The 20,149-nt window shown below is 41.7% G+C and carries 16 protein-coding genes; 7 read left to right on the top strand and 9 right to left on the bottom strand.

Annotated features, from left to right (window positions below):
• Positions 1–189 precede the first annotated feature (189 nt).
• Complete coding sequence (locus tag L1D46_RS00875; RefSeq protein WP_130049810.1) at positions 190–1,239, bottom strand: formimidoylglutamase; 1,050 nt, start codon at positions 1,237–1,239, stop codon at positions 190–192.
• Positions 1,240–1,244: 5 nt separating this feature from the next.
• A complete protein-coding gene (rraA, locus tag L1D46_RS00870; protein WP_054552822.1) occupies positions 1,245–1,742 on the bottom strand; it encodes a ribonuclease E activity regulator RraA in 498 nt (165 codons plus the stop codon).
• Positions 1,743–1,954: 212 nt separating this feature from the next.
• On the opposite strand from rraA, the gene L1D46_RS00865 reads away from it, so the two are divergent.
• From L1D46_RS00865 to L1D46_RS00855, 3 genes are all read left to right on the top strand, one after another.
• Positions 1,955–2,491, top strand: a complete 537-nt coding sequence (locus L1D46_RS00865) for a phosphatase PAP2 family protein (RefSeq protein WP_130049809.1) — start codon at positions 1,955–1,957, stop codon at positions 2,489–2,491.
• Positions 2,488–3,537 carry an MJ1255/VC2487 family glycosyltransferase gene (locus L1D46_RS00860; RefSeq protein ID WP_130049808.1) on the top strand — a complete coding sequence of 350 codons (1,050 nt, stop codon included), beginning with the start codon at positions 2,488–2,490 and terminating at the stop codon, positions 3,535–3,537. The genes L1D46_RS00865 and L1D46_RS00860 overlap by 4 nt, the downstream gene beginning before the upstream one ends.
• A gap of 105 nt (positions 3,538–3,642) precedes the next feature.
• On the top strand, positions 3,643–5,523 hold the full coding sequence (locus tag L1D46_RS00855) for a HAMP domain-containing methyl-accepting chemotaxis protein (RefSeq protein ID WP_167658727.1): 1,881 nt from the start codon (positions 3,643–3,645) through the stop codon (positions 5,521–5,523).
• A 335-nt stretch (positions 5,524–5,858) separates the two neighbouring features.
• Here the strand turns inward: L1D46_RS00855 and L1D46_RS00850 are convergent, their stop codons facing one another.
• From L1D46_RS00850 to priA, 5 genes are all read right to left on the bottom strand, one after another.
• On the bottom strand, positions 5,859–6,233 hold the full coding sequence (locus L1D46_RS00850) for a gamma-butyrobetaine hydroxylase-like domain-containing protein (RefSeq protein WP_130049806.1): 375 nt from the start codon (positions 6,231–6,233) through the stop codon (positions 5,859–5,861).
• A 76-nt stretch (positions 6,234–6,309) separates the two neighbouring features.
• Positions 6,310–7,638, bottom strand: a complete 1,329-nt coding sequence (gene hslU, locus L1D46_RS00845; protein WP_130049805.1) for an HslU--HslV peptidase ATPase subunit — start codon at positions 7,636–7,638, stop codon at positions 6,310–6,312.
• A gap of 11 nt (positions 7,639–7,649) precedes the next feature.
• On the bottom strand, positions 7,650–8,168 hold the full coding sequence (gene hslV, locus L1D46_RS00840; protein ID WP_054552816.1) for an ATP-dependent protease subunit HslV: 519 nt from the start codon (positions 8,166–8,168) through the stop codon (positions 7,650–7,652).
• Between the two features lie 80 nt (positions 8,169–8,248).
• Positions 8,249–8,776, bottom strand: coding sequence for an SPOR domain-containing protein (locus L1D46_RS00835; protein WP_130049804.1), 528 nt, complete (start codon positions 8,774–8,776; stop codon positions 8,249–8,251).
• A 15-nt stretch (positions 8,777–8,791) separates the two neighbouring features.
• On the bottom strand, positions 8,792–10,972 hold the full coding sequence (priA, locus tag L1D46_RS00830; protein WP_130049803.1) for a primosomal protein N': 2,181 nt from the start codon (positions 10,970–10,972) through the stop codon (positions 8,792–8,794).
• A gap of 233 nt (positions 10,973–11,205) precedes the next feature.
• Here priA and rpmE point away from each other — a divergent pair, with 233 nt between their 5' ends.
• Positions 11,206–11,421: a 50S ribosomal protein L31 gene (gene rpmE, locus L1D46_RS00825; RefSeq protein ID WP_036973208.1), complete on the top strand. Its 216-nt coding sequence runs from the start codon at positions 11,206–11,208 to the stop codon at positions 11,419–11,421.
• 572 nt (positions 11,422–11,993) lie between these two features.
• Positions 11,994–13,235: a malic enzyme-like NAD(P)-binding protein gene (locus L1D46_RS00820; protein ID WP_130049802.1), complete on the top strand. Its 1,242-nt coding sequence runs from the start codon at positions 11,994–11,996 to the stop codon at positions 13,233–13,235.
• 99 nt (positions 13,236–13,334) lie between these two features.
• On the opposite strand, the gene metJ is transcribed toward L1D46_RS00820, so the two are convergent.
• Positions 13,335–13,655 (bottom strand): met regulon transcriptional regulator MetJ, encoded by a 321-nt coding sequence (metJ, locus tag L1D46_RS00815; protein ID WP_036973203.1) that lies wholly within the window; start codon positions 13,653–13,655, stop codon positions 13,335–13,337.
• Between the two features lie 224 nt (positions 13,656–13,879).
• Here metJ and metB point away from each other — a divergent pair, with 224 nt between their 5' ends.
• The gene (metB, locus tag L1D46_RS00810) at positions 13,880–15,139 is read left to right on the top strand and encodes a cystathionine gamma-synthase (protein WP_167658725.1); all 1,260 of its coding nucleotides are present in this window, start codon (positions 13,880–13,882) and stop codon (positions 15,137–15,139) included.
• A gap of 5 nt (positions 15,140–15,144) precedes the next feature.
• Positions 15,145–17,490 (top strand): bifunctional aspartate kinase/homoserine dehydrogenase II, encoded by a 2,346-nt coding sequence (metL, locus tag L1D46_RS00805; protein ID WP_239976557.1) that lies wholly within the window; start codon positions 15,145–15,147, stop codon positions 17,488–17,490.
• Between the two features lie 83 nt (positions 17,491–17,573).
• Here metL and L1D46_RS00800 read toward each other — a convergent pair whose 3' ends face one another.
• Positions 17,574–20,084, bottom strand: a complete 2,511-nt coding sequence (locus L1D46_RS00800; RefSeq protein WP_130049799.1) for a PBP1A family penicillin-binding protein — start codon at positions 20,082–20,084, stop codon at positions 17,574–17,576.
• Positions 20,085–20,149: the final 65 nt, after the last annotated feature.

Below are 20,149 nucleotides of genomic sequence, written 5' to 3'. Positions count from 1 at the left end.
CGTTTTATCTCGAATCTTGCTTCCAATTTAAGTGGCGCGGCATAAAGCCGCTGATACAGGTAGGCGTGAAACTTGTTTCGCGCGTCTGACCGCTGAAGGCTGAGAGCTGACCGCTTCTATGTGTTGAGTATCGCTTCGTTCGACCAGACCTACCTAAAAATCAGTCGTTACCTCGTTGCTCGCACCTTTCTAACCGTCTTCTCTTGCCTGCAAATACGCATTCACCAAGGCTGTGATGATTTGGCCGGCATCGTTCATTCCAGCTTCTAAACCTACTGGGTGTTGCGATGGTGCGCCTTCACATAAATGTAAGTAGTGAGCGGTTGTTTGACTGGCAGCTAAATGCACAAAATGTTCTGCATCACTAACACTGAAACCACAGTTAGTATAAGCACTTACAGGCATTAATGAGATGCTGTCTAGGTCTAATTCTACTCCAAGCGGTGCATTATCAAACTGAGCTAAAGCATGTTTACATGCTGAAGATAAATCGACTTTGCGACGGACCTGAATGTCTTGATAGCTATCAAACGTGAAGTTTGCGTTAGTCAGGGCATCCATAATCGCTTGGTTATTTTTAAATTCGTGTAAACCCATGACATGATAATCAGCAAGGTGGTTTTCGCTGTACGCATATCTAAAGCCATTGCCGCTATGACGGCCTTCACACTCTCTGAAATCAGCATGAGGGTCTAAGTTAATAGCGTTCACTGGTTTGCCATGTTGCTTACTAAGGGCACGTAATATGCCCAGGCAGTTGTTATGGCCGCCGCCAATTACAATTGGTTCAAGGCCTGCTGCAAAAATCATTGCAAGTACTTGCTCAACGCGAGTGTCGATATCGCCGCACAGTTCACGAAGTTTGGCTAAGTCTGCTTCGTTTTTATTATCAAGGTTAATAGCCTGTTGGTTTAAATCGTCAAGGTCAACTTCGCCAAGTAGCAGCACACGTTCATGATTTAAAAACTGATTATGCGTTTGGTTTAAAAAGCGCTTTAAAAAAGCCTGCCATGCTTGCCCAGAGCCACCATTGCCTAAGTTAGCTCGAGGTCCAATATCTTCACATACGCCAACTAAAACATAGCGAATACCGAATTGTTTTGCATCGATGAGGGCTTGTGGGGCATTAACTTGAGTGTCGAGAAGGGCAAGGGCTTGCCAAGCTTTAAGTTCGTTAGCGCGGCGAGCACATAAGTGCCTCACCGCCGCTTCATCATAAATTTTAAGGTAATTTGTCACCGAGATTAGTCTTCTATTATTTCTAACTCTAATTCTTCAGCAGATAATATAATACCGGTGCTATCAGCGTAAACAAAGTCGTCATCAAAGAAAGATACGCCTGCGAAGTTAACGCCAATGCCATCTTCACCTGCACCTTCACTATCTGCAGCAACAGGAATAGACGCAATTGCTTGAATGCCTAAGTCTAGCTCTTCAAGTTCATCAACATGGCGAATTGCACCGTAAACTATAATGCCTTGCCAGTTGTTTTCTAATGCGATTTCAGCCAGCTCTATATCAATAAGGGCGCGTCGGGTTGAGCCACCACCATCAATCAATAACACGCTGTCGGTACCATCGGTTGATAAAATCTCGCGGATCAGCTCGTTATTTTCAAAGCATTTAACGGTTTTGACTCGACCACTAAAGCTTGGGCGTCCACCAAAATTGATAAACATTGGTTCGAGCACATCAACCACATCTGCAAAGTGGTCGCATAAATCAGAAGTGCTGTAATCCATTTTTTCATCCTCTAAAGAGACTGTCTGTTTAGTACTCAGTATACCCTGATACAACTCAATAACAACGACTTAATAGCGGTTTATTAGTTTAAATCAAAGGAATCTCGTTATCGCAACATTAGTGTCTCAAAAGCGTCACCTAATTGTTATTTTTAGCGCCTAAGCTGAGATGAGTATAAAAATTAGACGCAAAGTATGATAAGGAGCTCACCATGGCAAACAACATACTTACTAAATTGGCAAAAGTGGATGAACAGCTGTTTTTAAGTGTGTTTAATGATGCTTCGCCAATTTGGCTCAGAAGATCAGCGCTCGGGTTTTCGAAAAGTGGCGATGGCGGACTTTACGTAATGTTGTTTTTTGGTTTTTGGTGGTTTACCGAGCAGCTGCATTTTCAGCAACTTGCGATGAGTATATTGGTGGGCTTTGCAATTGAGCGGCCTATTTACTTTTTAGCTAAAAAGCGGATTGCGCGGGTAAGGCCTTGCGATTGCTTAGTGCAAGGCGCTTATTTAGTACCAAGTGATCAGTTTAGCTTACCGTCAGGACATAGTGCAGGGGCATTTGTGGTGGCGACTATTTTGACTATGTATTTTCCTGAATTTGCTGTGCTGTGGTTGATGTGGGCATCAGGGGTGGCGGCATCAAGGGTGATTATTGGTGTGCATTACCCCGCTGATGTAGTGATTGGTGCAGTGATGGGATCAAGTTGTGCAGTATTAGCAGTGATGGTGGTGGAATCTATATGAGAATTTTGTACGGTATTCAAGGTACGGGTAATGGACATATTACTCGAGCTCGAGTGATGGCAACAACTTTTAAAGCGTTGGGAGTCGATGTTGACTATGTGTTCTCGGGCCGTAAAGAACAAGACTACTTTGATATGGACGAGTTTGCTGATTATCGAGCTTTTCGCGGCTTGTCGTTTACCAGCAAATCGGGGCAAGTTGATAGCTTTAAAACATTAAAAAATGCGCGCCCACTTCAGCTTATAAGAGATATAAAAAACCTTGATTTGCGTCACTATGATTTAGTTTTTAATGACTTTGAACCAATCACCGCGTGGGCTGCTAAACAGCAAGGTATCCCTGTTATTGGTATGAGCCACCAAGCTGCATTTTTATCTGATAAAGTACCGATGTTTGGCCGTGCCTTCTTTCGCCGTGCGCTGATCCGTAACTATGCGCCAGCCAGTGTTTATTTAGGTGTCCATTGGCAACCCTATGCAGAGAACATAATTCCGCCATTTATTGCCAATCATCATCATGATAACCCGGTTATGGTCGAAAATAAGGTATTGGTTTACCTGCCTTTTGAGAATCTAGACAGTGTAGTTGAGTACTTAAAAGACTTTCCTGAACGTGAGTTTTATTGTTATCACCCTGATGCGCAAGATTGTTCAATCGGGAATATTCATTTGCGGGCTCCCTCACGCGTTGGGTTTTTAAATGACCTAGCCAATGCTGGTGGTGTAATTGGTAACGCCGGGTTTGAACTTGCAAGTGAAGCATTGCAGCTTGGTAAAAAGTTATTGTTAAAACCGCTTGGTAAGCAATTTGAGCAGGGGATTAATGCGCAGACTTTATTGTCGATGGGAGCTGCTCATGTAATGAGCTATTTAAACCCTAATGCGATGGATGATTGGTTGCAATCTCCACAGAACAAAAAACTCAATTTTCCCAGCGATCCAGCGCCCTTGGTTGATTGGTTGCAAAAAAAGCAATGGGGAAAACTGGAACAATTACATAAAAACCTATGGCAAAAGGTTGATTTAGAAGAAAAGCTGATTGTTTAAAGGTACCTTATACTGGAAAATGCACGGCAAATTTAACCACTTTTTATTAGCTGCTTTAAATAGTTTAGCTATACTTTAAATGCATGTTTCTATAAGGCACTTTGAATGAATGTATTACAAAACTTAACTATTAAGCGTCGTTTACAGTTAAACGCGCTCGTTGTTGGTCTTGCAATGATTGTGATGCTGTGTGTAATCATCTTTGAGTCGCGCATGATGCTTAAGCTCAACGAAACAATTCAAAATGCGGAGGAGCTCGACATTCATGAACTTGCGATGCGTAAGCATGAAAAAAACTTTTTGTTTTACAAAGATGTCGATAGCCTTGAGCTTTTTGAGAAAGAGTATTCGCAGCTAAAAATTAAAATGGCGAGACTAGACGAGTTAGTGAAAGATTTGTCGATGGACTCATCTAATCTAAATGAATTTAGACGTCTTGCGAAAACTTATTACGATGACTTCAATGAAGTTGTGGAACTACAAAAGAAAATTGGCTTACACCCTAAAGATGCACTTTATGGTGATTTACGTGGTGCGGTGCATCAAGTAGAAACATTACTTAGTGAACGCGAGAACTATAAATTACTAGCTTTAATGCTACAGCTTCGCCGCGCAGAAAAAGACTTTATGTTGCGCTTTGACTTAAAATATCTGAGTAAATTTAACGATTTAGTCACAAACTTCCAATCAGAAATTAAAAATGCTGGATTCGATGCAAATTACGAAAATCAATTAATTAATTTGCTTGCGACTTATCAAAGTAAATTTAAGGCTTTAGTTGATGCACAAGTTGCCTTAGGTCTGGATTTAGATTCAGGTGCACTCGGTGAGATGAAACACAGTGTTGGACTCAGTGATGCTATTGTTACAGAGCTGACAGATCAAACAAAGGCCTTCGTCGAATCAAGTGCAGCCACTGCGCAGCTAATTGCACTCATTGTATTTATTATTGCGAGCATTTTAGTGATGGTATTAGTTTACTTTACTAGCCGCTCAATTATTCAGCCTATTGAACGTGTGTACCACACGATTAACGAGATTCGTCGTAATAACGACTTAAGCATGTCGATTACTCAATCAGGTAAAGATGAAATCACCACTATGACGATCGACTTTAATAGTTTGATTAGTGATTTCAAAAAGCTTATTTATGAGGTAAATACAGCGCTAAGTACCCTTAATGTGGCTACAGAGCATTTATCTGAGACGACAGCTGCGACCAGTTCAGGTATGCAAGAACAACTTCATGAAGCCGATATGGTTGCCACGGCGGCGACTGAAATGCAGGCGACGATTCAAGATATCTCGCACAACACTGAAGCTGCAGCGAAAAAAGCTGAGTCAACTAACTTAAGTGCGCAGCAAGGCCGTTCAGAAGTTGAATCAACAGTGGTGCAAATTAATCACTTATCCGATTCACTCGGTAATGCCTCAAGTGTGGTTTCACAGTTAGAAAAAGACGCCGAAACAATAGGCTCTGTACTTGATGTTATTCGTGGGATTGCTGAGCAAACAAATTTACTGGCACTCAATGCGGCAATTGAAGCAGCACGTGCTGGCGAGCAAGGTCGAGGCTTTGCGGTGGTTGCTGATGAAGTACGTTCACTTGCGCAGCGTACTCAAGACTCAACTCAAGAGATCGAGAGTATCATTTCAACCTTACAAGGGCGCACTCAAGAAGTGGTGAGCATTATGCAGCAATGTCGTACACAGGGTGGCGAAAGTGCAGCACAGGCAACTAAAGCCGGTGAGTTGCTTCGCTCAATTACCGAAGATGTTCAAACGATCATGGATATGAGTACTCATATCGCTACAGCAATCGATGAGCAAAGCCAAGTGGCTTCTGAGGTGAACAAAAACGTGGTACGTATTCGTGATATCGCTCAAGAGGCATCAGGCCATGCGGCAACTAACGCACAAACTAGCGAAGAAGTGTCTGAGCAAGCGCGTGTACTTTATCAGGCAATAGATAAGTTTAAAGTTTAATGAGTATACCCAAGCCACCCCAAGATGCAGAATTCAGCGTTTCACAGGTGATTAATATCAAGGCGTTACTTTGCAAGAGTCAGTCCCTTTTAAGAAGTAACAAGGATGAGAGTAAGTTCCTGTGAAGCGCCCAACGGGTTGGTTTAAAAGCGATTTATACTGCGTTATTGATTTGAACAATAGAACCACTATTACTTGCAATCAATGCCTTGCCTAAATCGCTTTTAATTCCAACTGAAACTCGCATCTTGAGGTGGTTTGGGTATATAAAAAAAGCGCGGTGTCGTCATCGCGCTTTTTTTTAGGTGTGCTTTATCGAGGCATTTTGATAGGTATTAAGGCACGAACTTGATAGGCACACTGTCCTTATTTGCTTCGTGCTCGGTGACTCTAGCTTGGTATTGCTGCCAAAGCTCGTCATGGTTAGCATGTAGCTCGCTAAGATAGTGCCAGCTAAATAAACCGCTATTATGATTGTCGCTAAATACCAGTCGAATTGCATAATGACCAACAGGCTCAATCTTGCTAATTCCTACTTGCTGCTTATCAAGCACTAGTTTCATCGGCTCATTACCATGTCCTTGTACTTCAGCTGAAGGTGAGTGAACACGCAAAAATTCAGCACTAAATTGAGCAATAGTCTGATCATCAAAATGAACATCTAATACTTTGCTAACGCTGTGATAATGCACTTTAGTGACTTCTTTCATGTGAGCCTCGTATGTACGATTTATAAACTAAAAAGCCTCCAACTGGAGGCTTTTGATTATAACGCTAAATTGTTGATTAAAGAATGAAGCGACTCAAATCTTCATCTTCAACAAGTGCACCTAAATGCTGCTCAACGTAGTTGGCATCAATTGTCAGTGTTGAACCTGCTTTTTCTGAGGCATCAAATGAAATTTCTTCCATTAGTTTTTCCATCACTGTGTGTAAGCGACGTGCACCGATGTTTTCGGTTTTTTCATTTACTTGCCAAGCCGCTTTCGCAATGCGTTCAATTGCATCATCTGTAAACTCAACCTCAACTTGTTCTGTTTTTAACAGCTCACGTTGTTGCTCTGTCAATGAAGCGTGAGGCTCAGTTAAGATACGTTTAAAGTCATCAGCACTAAGCGCTTCAAGTTCAACACGAATTGGTAAACGACCTTGCAGCTCAGGGATCATGTCTGATGGTTTAGCCATTTGGAATGCGCCTGATGCGATAAACAACATGTGGTCTGTTTTAACCATGCCGTGTTTAGTGCTTACCGTTGAGCCTTCGATTAATGGTAGTAAATCGCGTTGTACACCTTCACGGCTAACATCTGGGCCAGAAGCTTCACCACGTTTACAGATTTTATCGATTTCATCGATAAAAACGATACCGTTTTGCTCTACCGCGAAGATAGCTTGCTCTTTTAACTCTTCAGGATTAACAAGTTTTGCGGCTTCTTCTTCAACTAATAGTTTGAATGCTTCTTTGATCTTCAGCTTACGCTTGCTGCGCTTATCACCACCCATATTTTGGAACATGCTTTGTAGCTGGTTGGTCATTTCTTCCATACCAGGAGGAGCCATGATCTCAACATTTGGTTGTGCTTGTGCAACATCGATATCAATTTCTTTGTCGTCTAATTGGCCTTCACGTAATTTCTTACGGAAAGATTGACGAGTAGAAGAGTTCTCTTCTGTTTTTGACTCACCAAATGTATCGCGTGCTGGTGGTAAAAGAGCATCTAAAATGCGTTCTTCTGCCGCTTCTTCAGCGCGGTGTTTAAATTTTTTAGTTTGTTGTTCACGTGTCATTTTAATTGAAATATCAACTAAATCACGGATGATCGTTTCAACTTCTTTACCAACATAGCCCACTTCAGTGAACTTGGTTGCTTCAACTTTAATGAAAGGGGCATTAGCAAGTTTGGCTAAGCGGCGAGCAATCTCAGTTTTACCCACACCAGTAGGACCAATCATTAAAATATTTTTTGGTGTTACTTCAGCGCGTAAATCGTCGCTCAGTTGCATACGGCGCCAGCGATTACGTAGCGCGATTGAAACTGCTTTTTTAGCTTTAGCTTGGCCAATAATATGTTGATCAAGCTCGTGAACGATTTCTCTTGGCGTCATCTCAGACATGGCAGTTCCTATTACAATTCTTCAATAGTTTGGAAATTATTCGTGAATACACAGATATTGCCTGCAATTGTTAGGCTTTTCTCTACAATGTCACGTGCACTTAGGTCGGTATTTTCTAGTAGCGCTGTGGCTGCTGATTGTGCGAAGTTACCACCACTGCCAATCGCAATTAGGTCATTTTCTGGCTGCACAACATCACCGTTACCGGTGATAATTAATGAAGCAGTTTCGTCTGCGACTGCTAATAGTGCTTCGAGCTTTCTAAGTGCGCGATCACTACGCCAATCTTTGGCCATTTCTACGGCAGCCTTAGTCAGGTTACCTTGGTGCATTTCTAGTTTGCTTTCAAATCGTTCGAAAAGGGTGAAGGCATCAGCAGTACCGCCAGCGAAACCAGCGATTACTTTGCCATTATAAAGACGTCGAACTTTGCGGGCGTTGCCCTTCATTACGGTATTACCAAGTGAAACTTGGCCGTCGCCACCAATAACGACCTTGTCGTCGCGGCGTACACTTACAATAGTGGTCATGATTATTCCTCATCATCGAGCGGCGAAGCCGCTCGTAAAAAGCGATTGATGAGGTGTTTATATGGGTGAATGAACTAAAATCAAGTCCAAAGCCAAATTCCGCAGCCCATTATTTTGATGCGTTTAAGTTTATTCTTGTCACTTTCGGCTAAACGTTTGGTTTCGTAAGGGCCTAAGCGCACTTTATACCAAATACCATTACTGCCTTGTGTTTTCTTTACCTCGGCAACTAAGCCTGCAAAAGCGATTTTTGCTTTTAATGTTTGTGCTTGTGCCATGGTTCTAAAAGAGCCGCATTGCATTACATAAGGGCCTTTTTGTTCAATCTCTTTGACCTCGACTTGAACTTCATGCTCTTTAATCTCCTTAATGAACTCAGGCGTTTTAGGAGGCGGAATGATAGCTTCTTCTTTTTTAACTGGGTTTGCTTGCTGCTCTACTAACTCAGGATCGGCATTATGTTTGATATACCACAAGCCGTAACCAAACCCGCCTACTAAGATAAGCGCAATTAAAACAAGAAAAATTGGGAAGGGCTTTTTTGCCGGGGCTTGTTTTTTATTATTTCGATTTGCTGGTTTTTTATTTATGTAATCGTGTTGTGCCATGATTCTTAATTGGCCTTAAATCATATCTATAGGATCAACATCTAGGCTCCAACGCACCTTTTGCGCTAATTTACTGGTACTTATATAGTCAACCATCTGCGCTAAATATTGGTGTAAGTGAGAGCGTTCCTGCGCCTGAATATGTAATTGAAAGCGATATTTACCTGCTACACGTTCCAGTGGCGCAGGTATCGGACCAAGCAATTGTATACCAGATACGTTCTGGACAGGAACCAAATCAGTTAAAAAATCGACCACTTGATTAATGTTATGCCCTTCTGCACGAACCATGGCCATATTAGTGACAGGTGGAAGCTGCGCATCTTCTCGCTCTGTGAGTGCATAGCGGGCAAAATCTTGGTAACCATTATTTACTAGGTCTTGTAGTAGTGGATGCTCAGGAAAGTGAGTTTGCAGTAATACTTGCCCTGGCTCACCACTTCGCCCAGCACGGCCTGCCACTTGTGTAACTAGCTGTGCTAAATGCTCTGTCGCGCGAAAGTCACAGGAATATAAACCACTATCGACATCTAAGATTAAAACGAGACTCACATCGGCAAAGTGGTGGCCTTTTGCCAACATTTGCGTACCGACTAAGATACGAGCACCACCTTGATTAATATCATCAAGTGCTTTCTCTAAGCTGCCTTTACGACGGGTTGAGTCGCGGTCAATACGACTAATCGGAATATCAGCGAAGGTTTGTGTTAAAAACTCTTCAATTTGCTCAGTGCCTTTACCATTTGGAAAAATCTGCGTGCTGCCACAATCTGGACACTGATGGGGCACCTGATGTTGCTCACCACAGTGGTGACAAATCATTTGGCCAATGGCTTTATGAAAGGTTGCGCTAGTGCTACAACGTGAGCACTCACTTAGCCAACCACACTCATGACATATGAGGGTAGGTGAAAAACCTCGGCGGTTTAAAAACACCATCACTTGCTTGCCTCGCTCTAAATGTTGACGCATATAGGCAAGGCTGGCATGGGCAATACCAGCTTGTTCTGGTTGGCCTTTCATATCGATTAATTGGAACTGATTATCAGTGCTGGTTTGGGCGCGTTCAGTAAGACTCAATAACTGATATTTGTTATTAATTGCTTTGTGTAAGGTTTCAAGTGCCGGTGTGGCGCTACCTAAAACCAGTGGAATATTATGCTGGTATGCTCTATAAGCGGCTAAATCTCTGGCATGATAACGTAACGTGTCTTGCTGTTTAAACGAGCTGTCGTGCTCTTCATCAACAATGATCATCCCAAGCGATAAAAAGGGTAAGAAAATACTCGAACGTGTACCGATCACTATGGCACAACTGCCTTTTTCACAGAAACGCCAGGTTTGTAAGCGTTCATTGTCTGTTAGTGCTGAATGCCATAGCATAATTGGTGTATCAGGAAATCGGCGACGAAAACGGTTAACGGTTTGAGGTGTTAAGCCAATTTCGGGCACTAATACTAAGGCTTGTTGACCTTTTTTAAGTACTTCTTCTAGGCATTGCAAATACACTTCAGTTTTACCACTTCCGGTAACCCCTTCAAGTAAAAAGCTAGTAAAGCCGCAAGCTTGATTAATGCTGGTACAGGCAACGGCTTGCTCTTTATTAAGAATTGGTTTGTTTCCAACGGTCGGCACGCGTTGCTGCCATTGGTTATCATGTTCGATAAACTGAGTGATCAATTCTTTATCGAGTAGGCCGTCGATGGTTTTTTTTGTAAATCCGAGTGCTTTTAATTCAGTAACAGATGATTTGCCCGATTCGGCTAGCTGCTTTAATAAACTCAACTGGGTTTTTGCTTTTAGTGATGGAAGCTTTGCGCCTTTATCGGTCAGCTCAACCATATTAATACTGGTTTTATCTGGACATTCGCCTTGTCTTAAAGCAGCCGGAAGTGCCGTATGAATGGTTTCACCCAATGGGTAACAGTAGTAGCGGGCAGTAAATTTTAGCAAGGCTAGATGCTGCTCTGATAAAACTGGTGTGTCGTCTATTACATCAATTATAGCTTTAATTTTGTCTGCAGGAACTTCTGTTGATGTTTTTAGAGCGAGTACCACAGCGACCTTTTTTTGACTGCCAAATGGCACACGAACTCGCATACCTGGCTTTAAGTCAGGGCTATGCAGCAGCTGTTCAACTTTATAATCGAAGGTACGCTGTAAAGGGACTTTTATGGCAACTTCTACAAAGTGCATAACAACTCAACTGAAACAAAGATAGAAGGATAATGTACTAAAATTACTGTTAAAAACCTACCAACAAATACTGAACAACAGGCCACTTGATTATTTTTTTAGCGAAAGATGAATTTAAAGCTTGTCGCAAGGTCACTTGAGCTATAAAATACGCGGCCTATTAATTGTATTAACTGCGTATGGTGCCAGACTTCGGGTTTGGAGAGCGATACGGCCTTAACTAGAGGTTCCCTATGAAAGAAGGTATTCACCCTAAGTACGAAGCTATCACTGCAACTTGTTCATGTGGTAACAAATTCGAAACTAGCTCAACTCTTTGTAAAGACATCCACTTAGACGTATGTTCTGAGTGTCACCCGTTTTACACTGGTAAGCAAAAGATTCTAGACACTGGCGGCCGTGTTGATCGTTTCAACAAGCGCTTCGGTGCACTTAGCAGCAAGAAGTAATTTCTGCTGTTTAGTTAAAAGAAGCACCTTAGGGTGCTTTTTTTATACCTAAAATTCATTAAGTATACTTTGAACTCATCACTAACTTACCATCTTCACTTATTTCTTTTGCATAACTATTTCTGAGTGTTATGCCCACTATGTCGCTAATTGTGCAGACAAAGTGTAAACCCTTGGCTATATTCTTTTTTGTATAAATGCATACCAATCCGCAATAATACTTAATTAAGCGTATTGGTATCTAAAAGTTATTAAAAATAATAATTTTAAATAATTTCGTAATTAAATGCTGTGAACTTCGTTGAAATGGCGGTTTTAGGTTAATTTCGGCTATTTGCAGTGTTCGTGCATACAAAATACAAAAACACGTGCTTAAAAGGCCATAAATAGGTGAATTTTTATGTCTAATTAATCGCAACTATGCACAGAAATTGTGGGGAAATCCTTTAAAATTAAGCGATATAGCTTATAACAGGATAGACCTGATAATACTTGGAATTTTTATACATTACAGGTATCGTACTGATGCAAGCTCTCTCACTTTTTAACTTTTTGCAGGATACTATCGCGTTATGTCAGATTTTCGTGAACAAGCATTACATTACCACGCTCACCCCGTTCCAGGTAAAATTAGTGTTGAACTAACCAAGCCAGCCGAAACGGTTAACGATCTCGCTTTAGCTTATAGCCCAGGTGTGGCTGAACCGGTCCGCGAAATTGCTGCTGATCCAGCAAATGCCTATAAGTACACAGGTAAAGGTAACATGGTTGCGGTTATTTCAAACGGTACCGCAATTTTAGGTTTAGGTAACTTAGGTCCGCTTGCATCAAAACCTGTAATGGAAGGTAAAGCCTTACTATTCAAACGTTTTGCTGGCCTTGATTCAATTGATATTGAAGTAAAACACCGCACAACAGAAGATTTCATCAATACGGTTGCTAATATTGCTGATACCTTTGGTGGTATCAACTTAGAAGATATCAAAGCACCAGAATGTTTTGAAATCGAAAAAGCGCTTATTGAACGCTGTGATATTCCCGTTTTCCATGATGACCAGCATGGTACAGCTATTGTTACTGCCGCCGGTATGCTTAATGCCCTTGAAGTACAAGGTAAAGATATCGAAGATGCCATTATTGTATGTTTAGGTGCCGGTGCTGCCGCAGTTGCTTGTATGGAGCTTTTAATTAAATGTGGCGCACTACGTGAGCACATCTATATGCTTGACCGTAAAGGTGTGATCCATACTCGTCGTGATGACTTAAACGAGTATAAGCAACTATTCGCTAATAATACTGATAAGCGTACATTACAAGATGTTATTGCTGATGCTGATGTATTCGTTGGTGTATCAGGTCCTAACCTATTAACTGCAGATGATCTTAAGCTAATGGCTGATAAACCAGTCGTGTTTGCGTGTTCAAACCCAGATCCTGAGATTGCACCAGAAGTTGCGCACAGTGCACGTAACGATTTAATAATGGCTACGGGTCGTTCAGACTTCCCTAATCAAGTAAATAACGTGCTTTGCTTCCCGTTTATTTTCCGCGGTGCGCTTGATGTGCGTGCAACGGCAATTAATGATGAAATGAAAATTGCAGCAGTACACGCTATTCGTGGTATCGCTAAAGAGTCTGTACCAAATGAAGTACTGAAAGCGGCTGGTGTTGAGTCACTAGAGTTTGGTGCTGAGTACATCATTCCTAAGCCAATGGACCCGCGTTTATTACCTCGTATTGCACGTGCTGTTGCTGAAGCTGCAGTGGAGTCAGGTGTAGCGCAAATCGAGATGCCAGAAGATTACATGCGTTAAACTTAATTACTCAAATTGTATAACGCTAATAAAAAACTCAGCCTTGGCTGAGTTTTTTTATATCTGCGATTATCGGCGGTGATCCGATGGCCGAAATACTTATTCTGAATCAAGCACTGGGATATCTAACCCCATTTCTTGCATAATTCTTTTAACTTCTTCAGGTACCTTTTCAGGGTTGTCTTTACGAAGGTCGTCATCATTTGGTAATGGTTGACCTGTAAAAGCATGTAAGAAAGCTTCACACAATAACTCGCTGTTCGTCGCATGACGCAGGTTATTGATCTGGCGGCGTGTACGCTCGTCAGTTAATACTTTTAATACGTTAAGTGGGATTGATACGGTAATCTTTTTTACTTGTTCTGATTTTTTACCGTGTTCTGCATATGGGTGAATGTATTCACCGTTCCATTTAGCCATAAGTTGTTTCGTTGCCTCGGTTGTCAGTGATTTACGCCTTATTCACAGCGCAAGATGCGGAAATTCTATCTCTTTAAAAAAGATAGTCAAATACTAGTTATTTAGCCATCTAGTGGTGTAAATGTATAAACTTCTATGTGTGAGCAATAAATGCTTTGACTTCTCATATTTGATCATCTAACCTTTTAGACGTCTAAACATCCAATTCAGGAATAGGTGATGAAATGAGCGATAAAAATAAAGCGACGATTACTGTTCGTCACGGCATCGAAGCCGATAAACATCATGGCGCGGTTGTACCGCCCATTTACTTATCAACCACCTATTCATTTGCTGATTTTGATACTAAGCGCCAGTATGACTATGGCCGCAGCGGTAACCCGAATCGCGATATCTTAGCTGAAACCTTAGCTGAACTTGAAGGTGGCGCTAGAGGTATTATTACTGCAACAGGTATGTCAGCAGTGCATTTAGCGACTCAGCTATTAAACAGTGACGACACCTTAGTGATCCCACATGACTGCTATGGTGGTAGTTATCGTTTATTCACTTCGCTTGAAAAGCGTGGCCTGTTAAAACTAAAAGTTTTGGATTTAACGAAATCTGAAAATCTCCAAGAAATTTTATCGATTAAACCTAAGTTGATTTGGATAGAAACGCCAAGTAATCCAATCTTGCGTTTAACAGATATTAAAGCAATCACTAGTATTGCTAAGCAGTGTGATGCTTTAGTTGCGGCTGATAACACCTTCTTATCACCTGCGCTGCAAAACCCAATTGAGTTTGGTGTTGATATTGTTGTTCACTCAACTACTAAATATATTAATGGTCACTCTGATGTGGTTGGCGGTGCGGTGATTGCTGCTACGCAAGAGCTAGGTGATGAGCTTGCTTGGTGGGCAAATAATATCGGTATTACTGGTGCACCATTTGACAGTTACTTAACGCTTCGTGGTTTACGTACTTTAAATGTGCGTTTAAAGCAGCATCAAGAAAATGCTTTTGCGATTGCGGAGTATTTAGAAAACTCTCCTTTTGTAAGCCAAGTTTATTATCCAGGCCTTGCTTCTCACCCACAACATGAGCTTGCTAAAGCACAGCAACGTGGTTTTGGTGGCATGGTGAGCTTTGATATTAAAGGCGACATTAACGATGCTGCAGCGTTTTTAACCAGTCTTAAAGACTTTAGCCTTGCAGAGTCGTTAGGTGGGGTAGAAAGCTTGATTTGTCACCCTGCAACAATGACCCACGCAGGCATGGAGCCTAAAGCGCGCCTTGAAGCCGGTGTGGGCGATACTTTGATCCGTATTTCTGTAGGCATTGAAGATGTAAAAGATCTTATCGCAGATTTAGACCGTGTTTTCAATTTAGTAAAACCAGGTCAAGGCCAGCAAGCTGCTAAAGCTGAAGTAAAACAAACACAGCAAGATACACAACAAAACGCGTCATTTAAGTTAACGCCTGCGCATACGGCATTGTGGTAGAAGAGATGGTAAATATTGTTCATAAATTTGGTGGCTCAAGCTTAAGCTCTGCAGATCGTTATCATGCGGTAGCTAACATCGTTCTAGCGAATACAGAGCAGGGTGACTGTGTGGTTGTGTCGGCATCAGGTAAAACAACCGATACTCTAGTAAAACTTTGGCAAAGTTACCAGCAGCAAGATAGGCAAGCTGTTAGCGATATTTTATTGCTTATTGATAACAATCAACGAGCCTTAATTGAGCAATTACTTACAGGCCAGAATAAACAACAGGCGTTGGCGCAGCTAAATGATGAGCTTGCGGTTTTAAATGAATTAATTAGTCAACAGCAGTTACTTGAGGCGCCTTTACTTGCCCATGGTGAAGTATGGTCGGCGCGCTTGTTGGCCGCTTACCTAAATCAGCTCGGTGTCGCTGCGCAAGATGTTGATGCAAGGCAGTTATTTACTTTAAATGACGGGCAACTATTACATCAAAAAAATCAGCAGCAATGCACAAGTATAATTAGTAAGTCACACATAAACGTAGTAACGGGCTTTATAGCTGTGGATTGCCAAGGCAATACGGTTACATTAGGGCGCAACGGCAGTGATTACAGTGCGACGTTACTGGCCAGTTATACTTTTGCGAAACAAGTGTCTATATGGACCGATACACAAGGCGTGTTTAGTACAGATCCTCGTAAAGTTAAAAATGCGCTTAAATATGCCAAGGTTTGTCGCGAGCAAGCTAACTTATTAGCACGTTTAGGTAATCCTGTACTGCATGCTAAGACGTTATCGCCGTTAAAAGGCACCGAGATCAAGCTAGTTGTTAGAAGTAGCTTTGATTGCGATGCAACGCCAACCGAAGTAGTAAAAGAAGGCTATAGCAAAGCAAAACGTTTTATTACTACCTTAGATAACATCGATTTATTACGGGTTGATAAACTTAGTAGTGGTGAAGTAGGTGAACTAAGCCAGTTAATCCAGCACAGCCTGCACCACTTTACTAAAGATGGCGATACTTACTTATTAGTGCCAGGCCAAAGCACTCATCAGGTTGTAGGCCACTTAGCGGGTCGCGCCAATATTGTTGAGTCTAATTTAAGTGGTTGTGCAGTGGTTGCACCAACAACTGATGTAATTACGCTTACAGATCAAGCGACAGCGCTTTTAAAAGAGCAAAGCATTCATCCTCGTTTTGTACAACAAGATGATAACTATGTGTTGATCTTAAATGACCAGGCAATTGATAGTGATGTTTTAACTCTTCTACATGACAAATTAGTCAACAAAGGCCAAGAGCTGGCCATTATCGTTGCTGGTCTTGGTAATGTGGGTGAGGTGTTCTTATCGCAACTACAAGCTCAGTTTGCTCGTTTATCTGCTCAGTATAAAGTAAAAGTTGTTGCTCTTTTACGCTCAAAGCAAATGCTTTTTAGTGCCAGTGGTTTAAATACTGAAACATGGCAAGAGCAATGGCACAACGAAGCGCAAAGCTACAACAAAGCTGAGTTATTAGCACGTATCAATGAGCTTGATTATGAACACAAAGTAGTGATTGATATTACAGCCAGTGAGGCCTTTAGTCAGTTTTATCCTGATTTTATAGAACTTAACTGCCATTTGATCAGTGCAAACAAATATGCTGGCACCGCCGCAAGTAGTTGGTATCAAACATTACGTAATAATTTAGCCGAGCGAAATTTATTGTGGCGCTATAACACCAGTGTGGGGGCAGGTTTACCAATTAATTTTGCTTTAGCTGATTTACAAAATAGTGGTGACAGAATTAACCGTATTGAAGGGGTATTTTCAGGTACCTTGTCATGGTTATGCAGCAGCTATGATGGCAGTGTGCCGTTTTCAGATTTAGTGCTTCAAGCTCAGCAAATGGGCTATACAGAGCCAGATCCTCGTGAAGATTTATCTGGCCGCGATATGCAGCGTAAACTGCTAATTTTAGCGCGAGATCTCGGTCTTGATTTAGAGCTTGATGACATTGCTTTAACTCCACTCATGCCTGAAGCGTTAGCAATAGGTAGTTGGCAAGATTTTCTTGCAAATAAGCAGCTACTCGATGATTTTATGACTGAAAAAGCAAACTTGGCTGCAACTGAAGATAAAGTTGTGCGCTATACCGGTGCTATTACATTAGTAGATGGTAAGGTCAAAGCACAAGTTGGCTTAGTCAATGTTGGCAAAGATGATGTACTAGCAGGTCTTAAACCGGGCGATAATATCTTTGTAATTAATTCACAGTGGTATTTAGATAATGCATTGGTGATCCAAGGCCCTGGAGCGGGCAAAGAGGTCACCGCAGCGGGGATTCACTCAGATCTTTATTGGTTAGTGAATAACCTAAAATAATTTTGCTGATCTTAGTTTAAATGGCTAAGCAAAAAGCGCCCTTTGGGCGCTTTTTTATTATCACAACTACTTATACAAATTGCTTAAAACAGCTCTTCTTCTGTGCTGAGCTTTTCTTCAAACACATCAGTAGGTTGATCAAGTACATACTTGGTTGGCGCAGTGCCTTTAATAAAGTACTCAAAGCGACTAGTGTAATCGTTTTTATGGCTTAAAAGGCCCGTCGCTAAGTCGATACGAACCGATACTAGCCCCTCAGGAAGTTCAATAGGTGCTTCTGGCATACCATCAAGGGCTGCACGCATAAAGTCGACCCATGCCGGTTGCGCTGTTTTAGCGCCTGATTCTGCACCAGATATTTGCGATTTATCGAGGTTATTATTATAGGTCGAACGGCCAAGGGCCTTACCTGGGTTATCAAAACCAACCCATACCGAAGTCATCACATTGCGGTTAAAGCCGCTGAACCAAGTATCAACAGAGTCATTGGTGGTACCTGTTTTACCGGCTAGGTCACGACGACCAAGGGCTTGTGCACGCCAGCCTGTACCACTCCAACCCGTTTTATGAGTCCAGCTACCGCCACCCCAAATAGCACTGTGCATAGCTTGTGAAATTAAGAAAGCATTTTGCTTTGAAATGATTCGTGGTGCACAACGTGGGGCGCTAGTAACCTGAGTATTTGGAATATTTATCTGAGTATCATCCAGAGATGCAAATTCAGGGGTAATGGCTTGTTGTGGTTCATCACAGGCAAGTTCAGGCTCTGTTTTAAATAACACATTTCCGGCAGAGTCTTGAATTTCTGAAATAAAGTATGGAGTAATTAAGTGCCCACCATTAGCAAAAGTACTCATCCCCCTCGCAAGTTCAAGAGGAGTGATAGAGGCGCTGCCAAGTGCCAGCGATTCACTACGGTTAATATCACTGTTTAAAAAACCAAACTTAAGCAAATGATCGGCTGTGCGCTCAAGACCAACACCACGTAATAAGCGTACCGAAATTACGTTTTTCGACTGGGCAAGTGCTCTACGAATACGGATAGGTCCATTATAAACCGCAGGACTGTTTTTCGGGCGCCATGCGACACCTTGACTTTTATCCCACTGATTAATTGGTGCATCATTCAGAATAGAAGCGAGTGTATATCCATTTTCAAGTGCCGCTGAATAAATAAACGGCTTAATGTTTGAACCTACTTGGCGTTTTGCTTGGACTGCACGATTGTATTGGCTTTGCTCAAAACTATAACCACCAACAATCGCTTTAATACGACCATCTTGTGGATCTAGTGAAACCAATGCGCTCGAAGCTTCGGGCACTTGGCTTAATATATAGCTGTCATCTGCATTTTTACGCAGCCAAATTTGCGCTCCAGCCGTTAGGATTTCACCAGCGGTTTTTGGTGCGAAGCTTTGACGGTATCGCGTAATATATTTACGTGCCCATTTTAAGCCATCCCACTCAATAGTAACTTGTTCGCCGCTTTTTAAAAGCACATCGATTGACTGCTCTGCGACATTTGTTACAACACCAGCCAATAACGGGCCAAATTCTTTAACATCTTTTAGTTTATTTAAGATTTCTTCTTGGCTAAGTGGGCTCTCGTTTTCACTGTCCCATAACTGTGCCGTAGCACCACGGTAGCCATGACGCATGTCGTAAGCATGTAGGTTATCAACAATGGCATCTTGTGCTGCTTGCTGAATATTTGAGTCAACGCTAGCGTAGACCTTAAAACCAGAATTATAAGCGCGCTCATGGCCATAACGTTCAACCATATCAGCACGCACCATCTCAGAGATATATGGTGCATACACTTCAATTTCTGCGCCGTGGAATTTTGCAGTAATAGGCGCCTTAGTGGCTTCTGCGTATTCACTCTGCGTAATGTACTTTTCGGTTAACATACGTCCTAAAACAACATTACGACGGCTTTTAGCACGGGTAGGGTTACGTATAGGGTTTAGTGCTGAAGGTGCTTTAGGTAAACCTGCAATCATTGCCATTTGCGCCAAGGTAAGTTCATTTAATTCCTTACCGTAATAAACTTGTGCTGCAGCACCAATACCAAAAGCACGGTTACCAAGTTCAATTTTATTTAAATATAATTCGAGGATTTCGTCTTTAGTTAATATACTTTCGATATGTAAAGCGATGAAGATCTCTTTGACTTTACGGATGTATGCTTTTTCTCGGGTTAAGAAGAAGTTACGGGCAAGCTGCATAGTTATCGTACTTGCGCCTTGTTTCTTTTCACCTGTGGATATGAGTACAATGGCAGAACGAACAATACCAATTGGATCGATACCGATATGCTCGTAAAAGCGATTATCCTCTGTTGCTAAAATAGCATCGATTAATGGTTGAGGGATTTGATCTATCGTAACGGGAATGCGTCGTTTTTCACCGAATTGGTTAATCAATAAACCATCGCGTGAGAATACTTGCATAGGTGTTTGTAATTGAACGTCTTTTAGTACCTGAACGCTAGGAATGTCAGGTTTAACGTAATAGTATAGACCAACTAAAGTGATTAGCCCTAAGAATGAGCAAATGATAATAAATTGTAAAGTTCGCTTTAATAAAATCACTTATATTTTCCCTAAATGGACTCCCAATTAGAATCGGAGACTGCTAGTATATATTGATTAAAAAA

It is taken from the genome of Pseudoalteromonas sp. Isolate3 (assembly GCF_022398505.1).
Classification (GTDB): Bacteria; Pseudomonadota; Gammaproteobacteria; order Enterobacterales; family Alteromonadaceae; genus Pseudoalteromonas; species Pseudoalteromonas apostichopi.
Note: the sequence above shows the minus strand (reverse complement) of the source record. Positions and strands in the feature narration are given on the sequence as shown.